The organism is Seonamhaeicola marinus, assembly GCF_008085455.1.
In genome coordinates this window covers 1,006,064-1,022,585 of record NZ_VSDQ01000679.1, presented here as the reverse complement: position 1 = coordinate 1,022,585, position 16,522 = coordinate 1,006,064, and the positions used below count along the sequence as shown (strand labels likewise).

The window sequence follows — 16,522 nt, the reverse complement described above, 5'->3', positions numbered from 1 at the left end:
AGTTATTTTTTTTAAAAGTCTAAATTAACACCAAAAGAGAACACTTTTTGATTGTACGATCTGTTGTTTGTTGTTCCAGCTAAACTCTGTTCTGGATCAATTCCTTTGTGACTTTGAAACGTAAGTAAATTATCCCCTTGGAAAAACACTCTAACCCTAGACACGCCGAACTTCTCTAAGTGTCTATTTGGCAAGGTATACCCCAAGGTTAATGCTTTTAACCTTACATAATCATTCTTGAATAAGAATCTATCGGATCTACTTGAAAAATCGTTTTGAGATTGTAATAGTAATGGAACATCTGTAATATCTCCTGGTTGTTGCCATCTGTTGGCATAGTCTACAGTTCCAGGTCCACCAGCAGTCTCAAAGTTTCCAAATAGTCCGGCATATATCGAATCATAAACGTATGAACCAAAACTAAAATTAAACAGCACATTTAAGTCAAAAGGTCCATAGGTAATACTATTATTGAAACCTCCAATTACATCGGGTAAAGATGATTTATTTACATAGTTTCTTGATGCTTCGGAGTACTCTTCTGTAATAGTCTGTTCTCCCGTTGGGTTTCCTTCTCCATCTAAAACATCTACATACCATTGGGCGTATCCATTATCTGGGTTTACACCCGCCCATTCTGGCATGAAAAACTCGTATAATGATCTCCCAACTTCCCATCTTTTTGTTCCATTAATGAAAGATTCTTGTGTAAGCTCAGTAATTTCATTATTATCAAATGAAAAGTTTAAACTTGAACTCCAACTGAATTTTTCAGTGCTAATTAAGTTGGCATTTAAAGTAACCTCAAGACCATAATTTCTTAGTGCACCAATATTTCTTTTAATGGATTCATTACCCGTAGAAATAGCTAATGGCTGGTCGTATATTAAGTCAACCGACTCTTTGTTGTAATAATCTATAGAACCATATAATGTGTTTCCAAATAGTGCAAAGTCTAAACCTATATTAGTCGAAGACGTTTTTTCCCATGTTAAAAACTCATCTGTCACCAAACCAAATAATACACCTGTATTATCTAATTCGTTTTCACCTGTATTAAATAGTGATAAGTAAGGGAAGTAATCTGGAACTAACACGCCGGTACCATCATCTACAAGCGTTCTATTGTTTCCAAGTTCTCCATATGATGCTCTTAATTTTAAAAGATTAATGGTATTGCTATCACTTAAAAAGTTTTCATCAGAAATTACCCAACTTCCACCTACTGAGAAAAAGTTACCCCATCTTACTGGCTCTGCAAACCTACTTGATCCATCAGTTCTAAAAGACCCCTCTAAGAAGTAACGTCCGTCATAATTATAGGCTAGTCTTGCCAAATAAGATTCTAACGTCTCATCTGTAAAAGAACCACTAATTGATTCTGGTGTTGTACTACCATTTAAAACTTTTACGTCTGGTAAAAATCCAGCACCTTGAGCTCCCAATTCATCATTATTTCTTTCAAAAGCTTCATGAATTGCATCTAGACTAAAGTTATGATCACCAAAAGATTTTTGATAGTTAAAAGCATTTGTAATGTTTTTAGTTGTAGTAAAATCTCTATCTTGATCTACACGCCCGCGTACACTAGCGGCAACACCAAATTCATTATGGTTGTACTCATAAGTATCTAAGATATATTTCTCATAAGACACTTGCGTTTTAAAACTTAGATTCTCTAGTATCTGAAATTTCAAGTAAGCATTTGCCGTAAAATTATCTCTTTTGGTAATGTTATCATATAAAAACAATGAACCTACAATGTTTTCACCTTGGTATTGAGGCCTTGAAGCGTTTACTGGCTGCCCCCCAGATGTGTTTCCATAATCATAGATTTTATTGCCGTTTCCATCTAACACCAATGCCCCATTTTGATCTCTTCTATAAAGTGGGTAGTACGAAGACATATTGTTTCTCCATTGAATGGTACTCGTAAACGATGTTCCATCCTGATCTGGAACATTTTGCTTAGAAGTGGAATAAAAAGTACTTAAACCAGCACTTAGCCAGTTATTTACTTTAGTATCTACACTAAGGCGTGTTGTTACTCTTTCAAAATCTGACGTATTAATTGATCCTTCTTGATCTAAATAATTTCCTGAGAAAAAATAGGATGTATTTTCACCACCACCAGATATAGAAAGTGCATGTTCCTTTCTAACCGCAGCATTGTTTACCAACAGACCAGTCCAATCTGTATCCCATAATTTTTCTGTTGTAGCAAGTTCTCCATTTGTGTTAACAGGATTAGCAACTCCGTAAGGGTTATAACCTAAAGTTGGAATTAAGTTATTAGTTGCAAACGTTGCTGCATCACTAGCTGAATTCCCATCTTCGTATTGAGATGCATTACGCATAGCCTCCCAAGTATACCTAGTAAAGGTATCTGTATCTGTAATGTCATGCATGTCTACAGCTTGACTTGCAATACCAATGGTAGATCTAAAGCTTACTTTTGGAGCAGAGTTAAGATTACCTTTTTTAGTAACAATTAATATAACACCGTTAGCACCACGAGACCCGTATAACGATGTTGAAGAAGCATCTTTTAACACATTAATACTCTTAATTTGGTCTGCACTAATCGTATTAATATTTCCGTTAAATGGTGCCCCATCTACAATAATCAATGGAGAAGCAGAGGCATTAATTGACGAAACACCTCTAATCCTAATTGTTGGATTATTTCCTGGTTGTCCTCCTGAAGAAATAATATTTACCCCTGGAACACTACCTTGAATTGAACTTGTAACATCAATTACCTGTTGCTTTTCAATTACACCTGCAGACACTTCGGCTATTGAACCTACCACAGATTTCTTGGTTTGTGAACCATAAGCTACTACTACAACCTCTTCTAAAGTGGCAGCATCTTCTGCCAATACCGCTGTAATGGTATTAGATGAACCTACTGTAATTTCTTTAGAAGCATAGCCAACAAAACTGAATACAAGGGTTTCTCCTTGGCTAGCTTTAATAGAATACACTCCATCAAAATCAGTTGAAGTACCTTTAGACGTGTTTTTAACCAAAACGGTGGCGCCTGGAAGTGGTAAATTGTCTTTGTCCACAACTTTACCTGTAATTGTTCTTTCTTGTGCAAAACCTAAAGACACGCAAAAGACTAAAAGCACCAATAATAAATAGCGTTTTTTTACTTTCATGAATAATAATTTTATGAGTTAGTCAAATGCAGATTGAATAAGGAAGGCAGTAAAGATTTTTTTAAGTGACTAATTCAAAAAATTATACTTTACTTACTGAAATCTAAAGTTTAGTGAATTCTAAGTGATATTTTGTAAAGCTTCTTTATCTGCCTTACCTTTTACAATTGCAATAGTAAAACAAATCATAATCTACCCAAACGCGGGTAACACTTATAATACTTTACTGTTCCGAAGAAAAATTACCTTGGGTTTACTCTTAACTATTACGAGTAATAGACTGAATGTATTCTGAAGGTGTAACAGACATTTCCTTTTTAAAAGCTTTATTGAAGGTGACTTTATTATTATATCCTACTTCATAGGCCACATCAATAATATTTAAGCTTCCATGTACATCATCCTTAAACATATTAACGGCTTCTTTAATTCTAAACTTATTAATAAGTTCAAAAAAGTTCATGTTAAAATGTTCATTTATAATTTGAGACGTATTATGCCTTGTGGTATTTAACTTATTTGATAAAATTTCTAGGCTAATGGCATTCTCCTTATAAATCTTATCATTGATAAATAGATTAATGAGATTTTGTTTTAGTTCTTCAGATAAGGCATTGGTTAACCCCGACTTTTGATATTTTTCTATAAGTTTATCTGCTTGCCTCTTAAAAATATCAGGCTGTAAATAGGCGTTATGTGCAATGTATACAACTGTAACCGACATAATTGTTATTTGCAGATAGTAAATCACTTCAGACCATGCTCCTAATAAATTAAAAATGGACAACCCATAGATTAGATAAGATATTATATAGGCCATATGAAACACATAAACATTTCTTTTCCATTTCCAGGTTTCATCATCATGCTTATTGACACCTTCTTCATTAGAAAACAACATTTTCTTAGTAAAAAATGCGTATACGGATAACGAAACAATTTTTGATACAAAAATTATAATATCATAAGTCTTATTTAATGGATTAAGTCCCAGCATCATTTTTAGCTTTTCCTCAGAACTTAGTATGTATAAAGGAATAAACAGAATTACAAAAATCACAAATGGTAAAAAATGAAGGCAATCAACCAATCTAAACTTATGATTTTCTACAATAGACTTAAAATAAAAAAACAGGAAAGGGCCAAACAATAAAGCCACTATTGAGGCCATTCTGTAAGTATGGGGAAACTGATATTGCACATTAGTCATGAAAAGCACAAACTCAAGAATAAATAGAGCATTAACTCCTATAAAACATCCCATAAATAACTTAGCATGCCCATTTACGTTCTTAATAAAATTCATTACCACCATAAAATAGAATCCTATTAGCGCAACGCAAAAATATATAAAAGCCAAAACTCCAATTTGAGGTTTATATTTCTTATCAAGTACTTCATATTGGGAAGTTCCTTTTAAAGACTCATAAGAAACATCTTCAAGGATAGATAGATCCAAAGTATTATGTATATACTTCTCTGTAAAAAGTAGGGCGTCCTCCGGTTGCTCTAATTCGGCATTTAACAATGCTAAATTTTTAAAAATACCAATGGAGTCTTTATGTTTTTGAGCCCATGCCTCTTGATAAAGTATTAATAGCTCTAGTTGAGTCATATCGCTGTTAATACTTTTTTCTTGAATTAAACTATCTATCTGAAAACTTCTAGTTTCCCCCAGTGAGAATCCAGAAGCTTTTAAGCAGAATAATAACGAAAAGCTTACAATAAAAACCTTCTGTTTTATTGATTTGAACATTCTTTAGATTTGTTAGTCCAGAGTAAAATAAAAATATTGCCTACTAAAAATCTTAAAAGAATCTTAAAAAAGGAACTCCCGATAATAGTTTACCTTTTTAAAACGGTATTTGTAAGAAATATTGTTGAATTATGGATATGAAAAAAGCCCGATTAAATACTTAATCGGGCTTCTCAATTTTATGTTAATTATCAATCTTTTTACAGACCTCTAACCTTTTTCTCCCAAGTCCAAGCAGAAAGAATAGCATCATCTAAACTTAACTCTGTTTGCCATCCTAATTCATCCTTTGCCTTTTTAGTATCCGCATAGGCAGAGATAACATCTCCCTCTCTACGTTCTACTATTTTATAATTAAGCTTCTCTCCAGAAACTTTCTCAAAAGATCGAACAACCTCAAGAACAGAGCTTCCTTTTCCTGTTCCCAAATTAAAGGTTTCATATGAGTCTTTATTCTTCTTTTGTAATAATCTCTCTAAAGCAACAACGTGAGCTTTTGCTAAATCAACTACATGAATATAATCTCTTATACATGTTCCATCTGGTGTTGGATAATCATCTCCAAAAACAGATAATTGTTCTCTTATTCCTGCCGCAGTTTGCGTAATAAATGGTACTAAATTAAGCGGAACACCCAGTGGTAACTCTCCTATCTCTACAGATTCATGAGCTCCAATAGGATTAAAATAACGTAAAGCAATTGCATTTAGAGTTGGTACTACTTTACATGTATCTTTTATGATTTCTTCTCCAATCTGCTTTGTATTTCCATAAGGAGATTCAGCAGGTTTTACTGGTGCATTCTCAGTTATAGGTAATTCGTCTGCTTGCCCATAAACGGTACATGAAGAACTAAAAATAAAGTTAGCTTCAGGTAAATTCTTTAATTCTTTTAATAAGTAAACAAGTGTACCTATATTATTTTCATAATACAACAATGGATTCTCCACACTCTCCCCAACCGCTTTACTTGCTGCAAAGTGAATAACACCTTTTACATCACTGTGCTTTTTGAAAAAAGCTTCAACATCTGCTTTTTCTTTTAAATCTATTTTTTCAAAAATTGGAGTTATTCCTGTAATAGCAGTAATGCCATCTAATACTTTTTCTGAGGAATTAGACAAGTCATCAATAATAACAACTTCATGTCCTTCTTTTTGTAACTCCACTACGGTGTGAGACCCTATAAAGCCTAAACCACCTGTTACTAATATTTTACTCATTGACAAATTTTATAACGGTTGATGTAATAAATTCTATTTGATCATCTTCCAATTCCGTATGCATTGGTAGTGAAATCACTTCTTTAACCAACTGGTTTGTAACTATAAACGCCTCTTCATTATACCTTTCGTCTACATAGGCCTTTTGCTTATGTAAAGGAATTGGGTAATACACACCACAAGGGATACCATTTTCATTCAAATGTTTAGCTAGAGCATCTCTATCTACACCCTTTACCTTTAAAGTATATTGATGAAATACATGATTATCTTCTGCACCATATCTGTAAGGTGTTTCTATACCAGAAACGCCTTTAAAAGACTTATCGTACTTATCTGCAGCCTCTCTTCTTCTTTTATTGTAAGTATCTAAATTAGGCAATTTAGCATCAAGAACTGCTGCCTGAATACTGTCTAACCTAGAATTAACGCCAACAACATCATGATGATAACGTACGTACATACCATGATTTACAATACCTCTTATGGTATGCGCTAATTCATCGTTATTGGTAAATATAGCCCCGCCGTCTCCGTAGCATCCTAAATTCTTCGATGGGAAGAAAGAGGTTGCTCCAACATCTCCAATAGTTCCAATCTTTGTTTTGGTTCCATCTTTATGCGTATAATTAGCTCCGATAGCCTGTGCTGTATCTTCTATTACAAAAAGATTATGTTCCTTAGCAATTTCCATGATTGCATCCATATTAGCGCATTGCCCGAATAAATGAACTGGCACAATAGCTTTTGTCTTAGGAGTAATAGCTCTTTTAACCGCATCAATATTAATGTTAAAATCATCTTCATTAACATCAACCAAAACTGGTGTTAAATTTAATAGTGCAATTACTTCTACGGTAGCTGCAAAAGTAAAATCGGCCGTAATAACCTCGTCACCCGGCTTTAAGCCCAGTCCCATCATAGCTATTTGTAAAGCATCGGTACCATTAGCGCATGGTATTACATGTTTTACATTAAGATAGTTTTCTAAATTCTTTTGGAATTCATGAACCTTAGGTCCATTTATAAATGAGGTGGTTTCAATTACCTCTTGAATAGAAGGGTTTACAACATCTTTTATACCTTGATACTGACCTTTTAGGTCAACCATTTGTATTTTCTTCATCTGCAAATATTAGAACTCTCAATTTTATAATTATATAGAAAATTACATTGAGTTTATGTCCTACGAAATTACAAAAAATCGTGTAGGTAAACCAATGATTTTTCTCAAAGAAACGTATTTTAGCAACAAACAATTAATATTGAGTTTTCTTTACAACATTGGCATCAATTTAACTGGTTTTGGGTTAAAATTCTTAGCTTTTTTCAACGAAAAAATTAAAAAAGGCGTAGTTGGCAGGCGCAATTTGTTTAGCATTTTAGAAAAAAACTTAAATGAACAAGATAAAACGCTTTGGTTTCATTGTGCCTCTCTTGGTGAGTACGAGCAGGGACTACCTGTCTTCAAAGAATTAAGAGAGCTATATCCAAACCATAAAATTGTCTTAAGCTTCTTTTCTCCTTCTGGTTACGACATTAGAAAAAACTCACCCGTTGCAGATATTGTTATTTACATTCCGTTAGATACAAAGAAAAATGCAAAACGATTTATAAGCATTTTAAAACCAGAACTAAGCATTTTTGTTAAATATGATATATGGCCCAATCTATTGAATGAATTAAAGGCTAGAAATCTTAGAGCTATTTTAATCTCTGCAGTATTTAGAGAAAAGCAACCTTATTTTAAATTTTATGGACAGCAATTAAGAGATGCTCTTTTTTCTTTTGAACATATATTTACTCAAAATGAGCATTCCAAAACTTTACTTAAGTCTATTAATTATAATAATGTAACTGTATCTGGAGATACAAGATTTGATAGAGTTTACAGTCAATTACAACAAGACAACAACCTTAACTTTATTGACTCCTTTAAGGATAATAAATTATGTATTGTTGCAGGAAGCACATGGCCAGAAGGCGAAAAACTAATTACCGCCTATATAAATTCCTTTAAAGATAAAGATGTAAAATTTATTATTGCACCCCACAATATTAAAGACGCGCAAATAAAAAATCTTTCTGAAAAACTGGAGGTAAGTACCGTCTTGTATTCTAATAAAGATACCGCTAACCTCAGTACTGCAAAAGTTTTCATTATTGATACTATAGGTATTTTATCTAAAATATATAATTATGCAGACATCGCTTATATTGGTGGTGCGTTGGGAAATACTGGTCTTCATAACACCCTCGAAGCTGCAGTTTTTAGCGTTCCTATTATAATTGGGAATCATTATGAAAAGTTTCCAGAAGCTCATGCATTAATTGAAAGTGGTGGTACGTTTTCTATCTCAAATCAGAATGAATTTAATCTTATTCTTAACAAATTAATTGACGAGAGTGACTTTAAAACTGATTGTGGGTCAAAAAACTTTGAATACGTAAATAAAAATAGAGGAGCCGTAATCCAAATACTCGATTATCTACGTATATAGCTAAAGTTTAGGTGAAATGTTAAAATTTTTAACAAAAACCTTTTAACCGTACAAAAAATACTATTACATTAGTAATCAGTTTTTTGAAACATAATTAATTAACACTAAAACGAAAAATCATGAAAAAACTAATTTTAAGTACTGCTGTATTATTAGCATTATCTGTTTCTTTAACTTCTTGTAGAGATACTAAAAAAGCTGAAGAAGCTGGAGACGCTATTGAAAACGCTGCTGATAAGGCTGCAGATGCTGTAAAAGAAACTGCTAAAGATGCTGCTGATGCTGTTGAAGAAACTGCTGATAAAGCTGTTGACGCTGCTGGTGAAGCTGTTGAAAATGTAAAAGACGCTGCTGGCGAGGCTGTTGAAGACGTTAAGGAAGCTGCTGGTGAAGCTGTAGACAAAGCAAAAGATGCGGCTGACAAAACTGTTGATGCTGCTGCTGACAAAGTAAAAGAAGTTACTGGTCACTAAAAACCAATAACTACGACATAAGAAAGCAGCCAAATGGCTGCTTTTTTTAATTAAAGTTATTCTTAAATCGTTTGTTTCTTTTTAAATCCTCCATACTAAGATAATCCAACATTCCTGTACCTTTAAATACTACTTCTAATCCTATTATCTTACCATTGTTACCTTTATAATTACCCGTGAATATCTTATTATTGTTTATATAAACTTGGGCCGACTTGTTTTCTATGACCAACCTTAAATCATTCCAAACCCCCAGATTAAACATAAACGAAGATAAATCTTCGTTTACACCACTTAAAACGGTTTTACCTATTCTCATTCCAGAAAATTGAGAACAACCATTCTGCATGAGTTTAATATTATTACTTTCATTTTCACATATAATGCGTACAATAAAATCATAACAAGTAATTCCTCCCAATCGCTGAGAACTTTTAAACCGAGTATTTAACTCAAAATTATCTCCATCTATATTAAATTCTTTAAACAACCTATGAGACAGATAAAACACTTGTTTAGTGTCAAAGCCAAGTGAATCTAGATATTCTGGGGCATAATACAGTTTACCATTAAATGGTTTTCTTTTAATTTTATTATCAATCCAATAATTCCCTATGGCTGTCTCCGGACTAAAATAACTTTCCCAAGAGTTCGATTTTGCAAGTACCTTTTTAGAACCTATAACGTTTCCGTTATTCTTTAATTTAATCTCATATTGACCAGGTATCTGATAAGTAAAATTCCTAAGAAACTTTTCTTTATCCATTAAAACAGATTGCTTCCCTCTAACGGGATGATTAAAACCAAAATCGACCATTATACTATCTGATGTCATTTGAGAAATATCGTAATCAATAGAAACCGTATATGGCACTACACCAATTGAATCTCTCATTGAAAAATCAAAAACCTCATTTTTTCCATCTGTACCTTTTAAAGTATTACTAAATAGTACTGAAAATAAAACGGCTACTACAACCAATACCAAAGCACTAGTAATTAACTTTTTCTTCTTACTCCTATTATTTAAAACATTAGCATCTGTCTTTTCTAAACTCTTCTTAGAAGACACAAAATCAGACCAACTGGAATACTCCAAAAATTTAGCCAGAGCGTCCTTGGTGGCCTGCTGTGGATTGTAATATTTCTTATATTTTATTTTTCCAAAAAGACGTTTTAGTGTGTGAGGACTAATAGAGATTCCAGACTTCTCCGTAATAGTTTCAGATAGTCTTATAAAGTCAGATTCTTTCCATTCCGAAGACGGTTTCCAACTTAATTTCTCTTCAATTTCTTCTAAACAATATTTAAGGTATTCCTGCTCAACCATGAATGATATGCAAACTTTGTACACACTTTGCACAGCAATTTACAGCAATATTTATAAAAATCAAGATATATTTAAAAGGAAAGTTACCAACCTAAACCAACTAAACTACAAAACATGACATTACGAAATAAAGTACTATTTGCTTTTTTGCTATTTCAAATAGTAATATTAAATGCCCAAGTTAAGATTTACGAAGGCACGGAGATTATACCCACCTATAAAACAGGGGAAAATTTAAAAAGTCCAATATTTTATACAGGTAGAAGTGTACAAGGCGCCCAGGGCCATGTTTACCCCTATCCTTCACAAACCGATTTAGGCAGAGCATTGGTAGATGTTAGCTATGATATGGTCTATTTAGAAAATGAGTACATTATTGTAAAAGTACTTCCTGCATTTGGGGGTAGATTGTTTTCGGCTATAGATAAAACTAATGGCCATGAATTATTTCATACCAATAGTGTTATTAAACCAGATTTAATTGGCACCTTAGGTGCGTGGGTTTCTGGAGGAATAGAATGGTGTTTCCCTCATCATCATAGAACCACAACCATGCTGCCAAGTGATTATAGATTAATTAAAAATGAAGATGGCAGTGCAACCATTTGGATAGGAGAAACCGAAAAAACTATTCGTGCTAGAGGTATTGTTGGTATGACATTACACCCTGGTAAATCTTATATAGAAGTTGATTATAGATTGAATAATACGAGTACTAAAACCAAAGCATTCTTATTTTGGGCAAATGTGGCTATTACTGCGAACGATGATTTTAGAACATTTTGGCCTCCTAGTCAAGAAATTGGGGTTTTTCACAACAACAGAAGCTTTATTCAATGGCCAATTTCTAACGAAACTGACAGCTACGGAAGAACAAGTTATAAAGAAGGGGTAGATTTAACCTGGTGGAAAAATCACCCAAACCCTGTATCCTTTTTTATGTGGGACATAAAAGAAGGGTTCATAGGAGGTTATGATTACGGAGCCAAAGCTGGGACAGTACATGTCGGTGACCCACATAAGAACAATGCTTCTAAGTTATGGCAGTTTGGACCTGGACTTCAAGGGCAAAACGCAAGAAGGAAGCTAACAGATGATGGGAAAGCCTATGTAGAATTAATGACTGGTACATTTTCTAACAATCAGCCAGATTATAGTTGGAATTTACCTCATGCTGTTAAAGATGCTAAAAACTTCTGGTACCCTATAAGAGATCTTGAAGTTGTAAAAAACTCAACTGTAGAAGCTTCGGTTACGCTTCAAATGAGAAACCCTAAAACAGTTTTTTATGGTTTTAACACTACCCAAAACTACCAAAACGCTAAATATATTTTAAAGTCCGATTCGGAGATACTTACACAAGGAACAGTAACAATTAATCCTGCAAAACCCTTTACTGCTACCTATAAATCTAAAAAACCATTAGACGAGTATAAACTGAAGGTAATTTTAACTGATGAGAATAATAATGAATTGGTTTCCTATACACCTTACAAACCTTTAAAACCAGAATTACCAAGACCTCAAGAAAAGGTAAAAAGGCCAGAGGATATAGAAACAGTTGAAGATTTATACCTCACTGGAAGGTTTGTGGAACAATTTAATAGACCAGGAAAGAATCCGGATGATTATTACTTGGCTGCTCTTGATAAATCGCCCAATGACTACAGAACTAATATTGCGTTAGGAATTAGAAGAATTAACCAAACTAGATATAAAGAAGCCCTAGACTACCTTCAAACAGCCTCTGATAAATTACAAATTAAATATTTTCAGCCTAAAGAAGGTGAAATCTATTACTACAAAGGGTTAGCTTACAGGGCTCTTGGCAATAATGAAGGGGCTTATAAAAACTTTGCCCGTGCTACTTGGTACTACCAGTGGTTTTCAGCAGGAAACTATCAATTAGCGCAAATGGAAAGTATTGGTGGAAATTACGGTAAAGCCTTAGAATATATTAAGGAAGCCTATTCTACTAATACAAGAGATGGTAGGATTAATATACTGTATAGTGCCTTGTTAAGAAAAACGGGACATGAAGAAAAAGCAAAACATCTTATTGATGATTTACTGACTTACGATCCACTGAATTTTTCGGCGCTTTATGAAAAGAGTCTTATTGATAAAACGACATCAATTAATAATTGGGATAAAAACATGCAAGACCTAGATAATAACTATTTAGAAATTGCAACCAATTATATGAATGCGGGGTTGTATGATGAAGGTATTGCATTACTTTCAACTTTAAAAAATAGCACCAATCCTTTAGTTTATTATTATTTATCTTATTTCAATAATGAATTAGGTAATTCTAAAGAGGCAAAGAAATATGTATCCTTAGCAAAAGAAGTTTCTCTTGATTACTGTTTTCCTTACAGAGAGGAAACCGAAGCGGTTCTAAACTATGCAATTAAGAACGACGCTTCGAATGCTTCGGCTCATTATTTGCTTGGAAATTTATTATACAACAACAGAAAAGAGGAAGCTATAGAGGCCTGGAAAAAAGCCAGTACACTAGATGACAATCTGGCTATGGCTTGGAGAAATTTAGCATTTGGAGCTTACTACCATGAGAAAAACATGGAGAAAGCCATTAATTTAATTAGTAAGGCCATTGCTAAAAATAATAGCATACCACTTTGGTATTCTGAATTATCTAAATATTTTGATGTTTCTAAAACCGACTATAAAAGGTGTTTGGCGGTGTTAGAAAACAATCTTGAAACGGTTAGAAAAGATGTACAGGCGCCAAAAACATTGGTAGCATTATACAATATAGATGGCAGCTATGACAAGGCATTAGACTTCCTAAAATCGCATAGGTTTAGAACTTGGGAAGGTGGTAGAGAAATTTACTGGCGCTATGTTGATGCTAATATCTTAAAAGCTTTACAATTAGCTGACAACGGGGAATTTGACAATGCCATTAAACACCTAAATGCCGCTATGGAATACCCAGAAAATCTTGAAGTAGGTAAACCAACACACGATGAAAAAAATGCTATGATACATTACTTTAAAGGTGAAGTATATACCAAAATGGGCAACAAAAGAAAGGCTAAAGAGAGTTACACGAAAAGTACATCCTCTGTCAATAATTGGCGTATGTATGATCTCTTATATTTTCAGGCTCAATCTTACAAAAAGCTTGGAGATAAAGCTAAAGCCGAAGAACTATTTAATAGTTTAATTGAAAAAGCTCATGCTTATAGAGATAAAGGTGCTGGAAATACATTAATTGCTGTAGAGGAAGCTTCTGCAACAAACAATAAATTAATGTCGCACTCCTATTATTTAGAAGCTCTTGGGAATAAAGGATTAGGAAACACCAGTATAGCAAATACCTTTTTTGATAAGGCTTTAAATGAATACCAAAATAATCTTTGGGCAAAAATTATGAAACAGAATTAGTTAGTTTTTTATCATATGTTTTAATGTTAGTTATTAATTGAAAAAGCAGCCAAATGGCTGCTTTTTGCTTAAACTAAATATACAAATATTATAATTGGAATACTTGTTCTAATTCAATCCATTTCTCACCTGGTTTGGCCCAAGGTAATTCTTGCTGGTAATTCCACATTAAATTCTCCCACTCCTGTACTTTAGGATTATTGGCATCCATTTCGGCTTTTTTAACAGGGTCAAACGTTTCATCAACCTCCATAATCATAAACATACGGTTACCTGTTAAATAGATCTGCATATCTACAATTCCAGCATCCTTAATACTTTTAGTAATTTCAGGCCATGCATTACCAGCAGCATGGTATTCTTTATATTCTGCAATTAATTTCGGATTGTCTTTTAAATCGCATGAAAAACAATATCTTTTTGTACTCATTTTATATTCTTTTATTTTAATATTTAAACAGCTTCTTTAAAAGGGTACTTTTTGTAAGATCTAAACCCGTAAAGCGCAATAAACACGAAACACACTAAAGGCAACAAGTAAGACATATTAACATTTACTGTGTCTATAATATAAGCCTGTACATATGGTAACAGAGCTCCTCCTCCAATGGCCATTACTAATCCTGCCGCGCCAAGCTTTGCATCGTCTCCTACACCTCTTAGAGCAATTCCATAAATTGTTGGGAACATTAGAGACATACATGCTGAAATTGCTACAAGCGAGTATAAACCAACCATTCCACCAACAAAAACCACAGGAATACATAATACAATACCTCCTATAGCTAAATACATTAGTAAAGAACCTGGAGTAAGATATTTTAATAAGAACGTACAGATAAACCTAGAAATAGCAAATATTATTAAGGCATAAATAGTGTATGACCCAGCCTCTGTGGCAGCATCTGCTTCAATCATTCCCGCATCCATAAAAACTTTAGTTCCGTATTGTATCGTATAGGTCCAAACACAAATTTGAGCTCCTACGTAAAAAGCTTGAGCAATTACGCCTTCCTTATATCTAATATTAGATAATAGCCTATCTAATGTACCTTTAATATCTAACCCTTTACCATTATCGGCTTCTTTATTCTTAGGCATTTTTTTCAGCAAGATAAGTACGAACATAATTGCTATTACTATCCCGATAATTACATAAGGTGTTTTTACAACCTCAAGATCTGCCATTTTAATAGCTTCAAATTCTTCAGTTGGCAATGCTGCTCTTTCCTCTGTACTTAACTTGTTCATTTTAGCCAAAATAAAATCTTTTGCCACCCATGCTCCCGTAATTGAACCTATTGGATTAAATGCTTGGGCAAAGTTTAACCTTTGGGTAGATGTAGACTCATCACCCATGGATAAAATGTAAGGATTAGCACTTGTTTCTAAGAAACTAAGTCCACATGTTAAAATAAAGAACGCGGCTAAAAAAGGCCAAAACAGACCTGTTGAAGCTGCTGGAATAAATATAAGACCGCCAATTGCATAAAGTGCTAAACCTAGTAAGATTCCAGACTTATAGGTGTACTTTTTTATGAACAAAGCCGCAGGAATAGCCATTAAACAATACCCGCCATAGAAAGCAACTTGGGTAAAAGAACTTATAGTCTGGCTTTGATTAAAAATTCTTCCAAAAGCACTTACTAACGGATTAGTAATATCATTTGCAAATCCCCAAAGAGCAAAACAAAATGTTATAAGAATAAATGGTACGATTAAATTCGATGGAATTACAGGTATTTTATTTTTAGCACTCATAATAATATTAGTTGTTATTGGTTAATTTTTAGTTTAGTTGTTATGCAAAATAAAAAAGCCAAAAGTGTTTTTTTGGCTTCTTTGTCTTTTATTAGACAACAAATGTTTTATTCGGTAAGTAACGATCTATCTAAATGAACGTAACCTCCATCTACTGTAATAAATTGCCCAGTTGTATGAGACGACTTCTCAGAAATAGCAAACAAGCATTGACTAGCAATTTCTTCGGGAGTTGTCATTCTATTTTCCAAAGGAATCTTTTTAACTATAGATTTTAATTTTTCTTCACCGTTATCTAAGGTTTTTATCCAAGCATCATAAGCTGGTGTCCAACTTTCTGCAATAATAATAGCGTTAGAACGTATACCTTCTTTTATTAAATCTACTGCCCATTCTCTAGTTAAACCTAAAACGCCACCTTTAGATGCGGCATAACCAGATGTTCCTCCTTGACCTGTTAAAGCTACTTTAGAGCCTATATTTAAGATATTACCCTTTACCTTTTTAATCATTGGTAAACAGAATTTAGTCATAGCGAAAAAACTAACCATATTCAGTTTTAAAGAATACATAAAGTCATCCATTGATGCATCTAAACCTGCACCATCATTAACACCAACGTTATTAATTAAAGCGTCTACTCTACCGTATTTTTCTTCAATTACTTTGGCAGCTGCCTCTATTTGAGTGTAGTCCGATAAATCTGTTTTTATAAAAATAGTATCTACGCCTTTGGCTTGTAATTCCTCTGCATACCCGAAACCTCTGTCATTTCTATCTACGATTACAGGTGTAGCGCCTTCCCTTGCTAATTCCTGAACAATAGTTTCTCCAATACTTCCTTTTATCCCAGCTGCTCCTGTTACAACAACTACTTTGTCTTTTAATCCTAAATCCATA

At 33.5% G+C, this 16,522-nt stretch carries 11 protein-coding genes; 3 read left to right on the top strand and 8 right to left on the bottom strand.

The genetic code is table 11. The features are described 5' to 3' along the window. Positions 1–11 precede the first annotated feature (11 nt). The 4 genes from FUA24_RS15355 to FUA24_RS15340 form a co-directional block, all read right to left on the bottom strand. The gene (locus tag FUA24_RS15355) at positions 12–3,164 is read right to left on the bottom strand and encodes a SusC/RagA family TonB-linked outer membrane protein (protein ID WP_148543887.1); all 3,153 of its coding nucleotides are present in this window, start codon (positions 3,162–3,164) and stop codon (positions 12–14) included. Positions 3,165–3,423: 259 nt separating this feature from the next. Continuing rightward, positions 3,424–4,920 (bottom strand): helix-turn-helix domain-containing protein, encoded by a 1,497-nt coding sequence (locus FUA24_RS15350; RefSeq protein ID WP_148543885.1) that lies wholly within the window; start codon positions 4,918–4,920, stop codon positions 3,424–3,426. A gap of 200 nt (positions 4,921–5,120) precedes the next feature. Continuing rightward, positions 5,121–6,143, bottom strand: coding sequence for a UDP-glucose 4-epimerase GalE (gene galE, locus FUA24_RS15345; RefSeq protein ID WP_148543883.1), 1,023 nt, complete (start codon positions 6,141–6,143; stop codon positions 5,121–5,123). Further along, positions 6,136–7,269 carry a DegT/DnrJ/EryC1/StrS family aminotransferase gene (locus FUA24_RS15340; protein WP_148543881.1) on the bottom strand — a complete coding sequence of 378 codons (1,134 nt, stop codon included), beginning with the start codon at positions 7,267–7,269 and terminating at the stop codon, positions 6,136–6,138. The genes galE and FUA24_RS15340 overlap by 8 nt, the downstream gene beginning before the upstream one ends. A gap of 94 nt (positions 7,270–7,363) precedes the next feature. On the opposite strand from FUA24_RS15340, the gene FUA24_RS15335 reads away from it, so the two are divergent. Together FUA24_RS15335 and FUA24_RS15330 are read left to right on the top strand one after the other, a co-directional pair. Beyond that, positions 7,364–8,644 (top strand): 3-deoxy-D-manno-octulosonic acid transferase, encoded by a 1,281-nt coding sequence (locus tag FUA24_RS15335; RefSeq protein WP_246147059.1) that lies wholly within the window; start codon positions 7,364–7,366, stop codon positions 8,642–8,644. Positions 8,645–8,763: 119 nt separating this feature from the next. Next, positions 8,764–9,117: a hypothetical protein gene (locus FUA24_RS15330; protein ID WP_148543879.1), complete on the top strand. Its 354-nt coding sequence runs from the start codon at positions 8,764–8,766 to the stop codon at positions 9,115–9,117. Between the two features lie 46 nt (positions 9,118–9,163). Here FUA24_RS15330 and FUA24_RS15325 read toward each other — a convergent pair whose 3' ends face one another. Further along, positions 9,164–10,447 carry a hypothetical protein gene (locus FUA24_RS15325; RefSeq protein ID WP_148543877.1) on the bottom strand — a complete coding sequence of 428 codons (1,284 nt, stop codon included), beginning with the start codon at positions 10,445–10,447 and terminating at the stop codon, positions 9,164–9,166. A gap of 114 nt (positions 10,448–10,561) precedes the next feature. On the opposite strand from FUA24_RS15325, the gene FUA24_RS15320 reads away from it, so the two are divergent. Continuing rightward, positions 10,562–13,861: a DUF5107 domain-containing protein gene (locus FUA24_RS15320; protein WP_148543875.1), complete on the top strand. Its 3,300-nt coding sequence runs from the start codon at positions 10,562–10,564 to the stop codon at positions 13,859–13,861. A gap of 88 nt (positions 13,862–13,949) precedes the next feature. Here the strand turns inward: FUA24_RS15320 and FUA24_RS15315 are convergent, their stop codons facing one another. The 3 genes from FUA24_RS15315 to FUA24_RS15305 all read right to left on the bottom strand — a co-directional run bounded on the left by FUA24_RS15315 (position 13,950) and on the right by FUA24_RS15305 (position 16,521). After that, the gene (locus FUA24_RS15315) at positions 13,950–14,291 is read right to left on the bottom strand and encodes an L-rhamnose mutarotase (RefSeq protein ID WP_148543872.1); all 342 of its coding nucleotides are present in this window, start codon (positions 14,289–14,291) and stop codon (positions 13,950–13,952) included. A gap of 23 nt (positions 14,292–14,314) precedes the next feature. Further along, on the bottom strand, positions 14,315–15,622 hold the full coding sequence (fucP, locus tag FUA24_RS15310; RefSeq protein WP_148543870.1) for an L-fucose:H+ symporter permease: 1,308 nt from the start codon (positions 15,620–15,622) through the stop codon (positions 14,315–14,317). Between the two features lie 107 nt (positions 15,623–15,729). Then, positions 15,730–16,521, bottom strand: a complete 792-nt coding sequence (locus FUA24_RS15305) for an SDR family oxidoreductase (protein ID WP_148543868.1) — start codon at positions 16,519–16,521, stop codon at positions 15,730–15,732. Position 16,522: the final 1 nt, after the last annotated feature.

Coding starts and splice junctions, on each gene's coding strand:
- FUA24_RS15320 (WP_148543875.1), top strand. CDS start 10,562: ATGACATTACGAAATAAAGTACTATTTGCTTTTTTGCTATTTCAAATA.
- FUA24_RS15330 (WP_148543879.1), top strand. CDS start 8,764: ATGAAAAAACTAATTTTAAGTACTGCTGTATTATTAGCATTATCTGTT.
- FUA24_RS15340 (WP_148543881.1), bottom strand. CDS start 7,269: ATGAAGAAAATACAAATGGTTGACCTAAAAGGTCAGTATCAAGGTATA.
- galE (WP_148543883.1), bottom strand. CDS start 6,143: ATGAGTAAAATATTAGTAACAGGTGGTTTAGGCTTTATAGGGTCTCAC.
- FUA24_RS15350 (WP_148543885.1), bottom strand. CDS start 4,920: ATGTTCAAATCAATAAAACAGAAGGTTTTTATTGTAAGCTTTTCGTTA.
- FUA24_RS15335 (WP_246147059.1), top strand. CDS start 7,364: ATGATTTTTCTCAAAGAAACGTATTTTAGCAACAAACAATTAATATTG.
- FUA24_RS15315 (WP_148543872.1), bottom strand. CDS start 14,291: ATGAGTACAAAAAGATATTGTTTTTCATGCGATTTAAAAGACAATCCG.
- FUA24_RS15325 (WP_148543877.1), bottom strand. CDS start 10,447: ATGGTTGAGCAGGAATACCTTAAATATTGTTTAGAAGAAATTGAAGAG.
- fucP (WP_148543870.1), bottom strand. CDS start 15,622: ATGAGTGCTAAAAATAAAATACCTGTAATTCCATCGAATTTAATCGTA.
- FUA24_RS15305 (WP_148543868.1), bottom strand. CDS start 16,521: ATGGATTTAGGATTAAAAGACAAAGTAGTTGTTGTAACAGGAGCAGCT.
- FUA24_RS15355 (WP_148543887.1), bottom strand. CDS start 3,164: ATGAAAGTAAAAAAACGCTATTTATTATTGGTGCTTTTAGTCTTTTGC.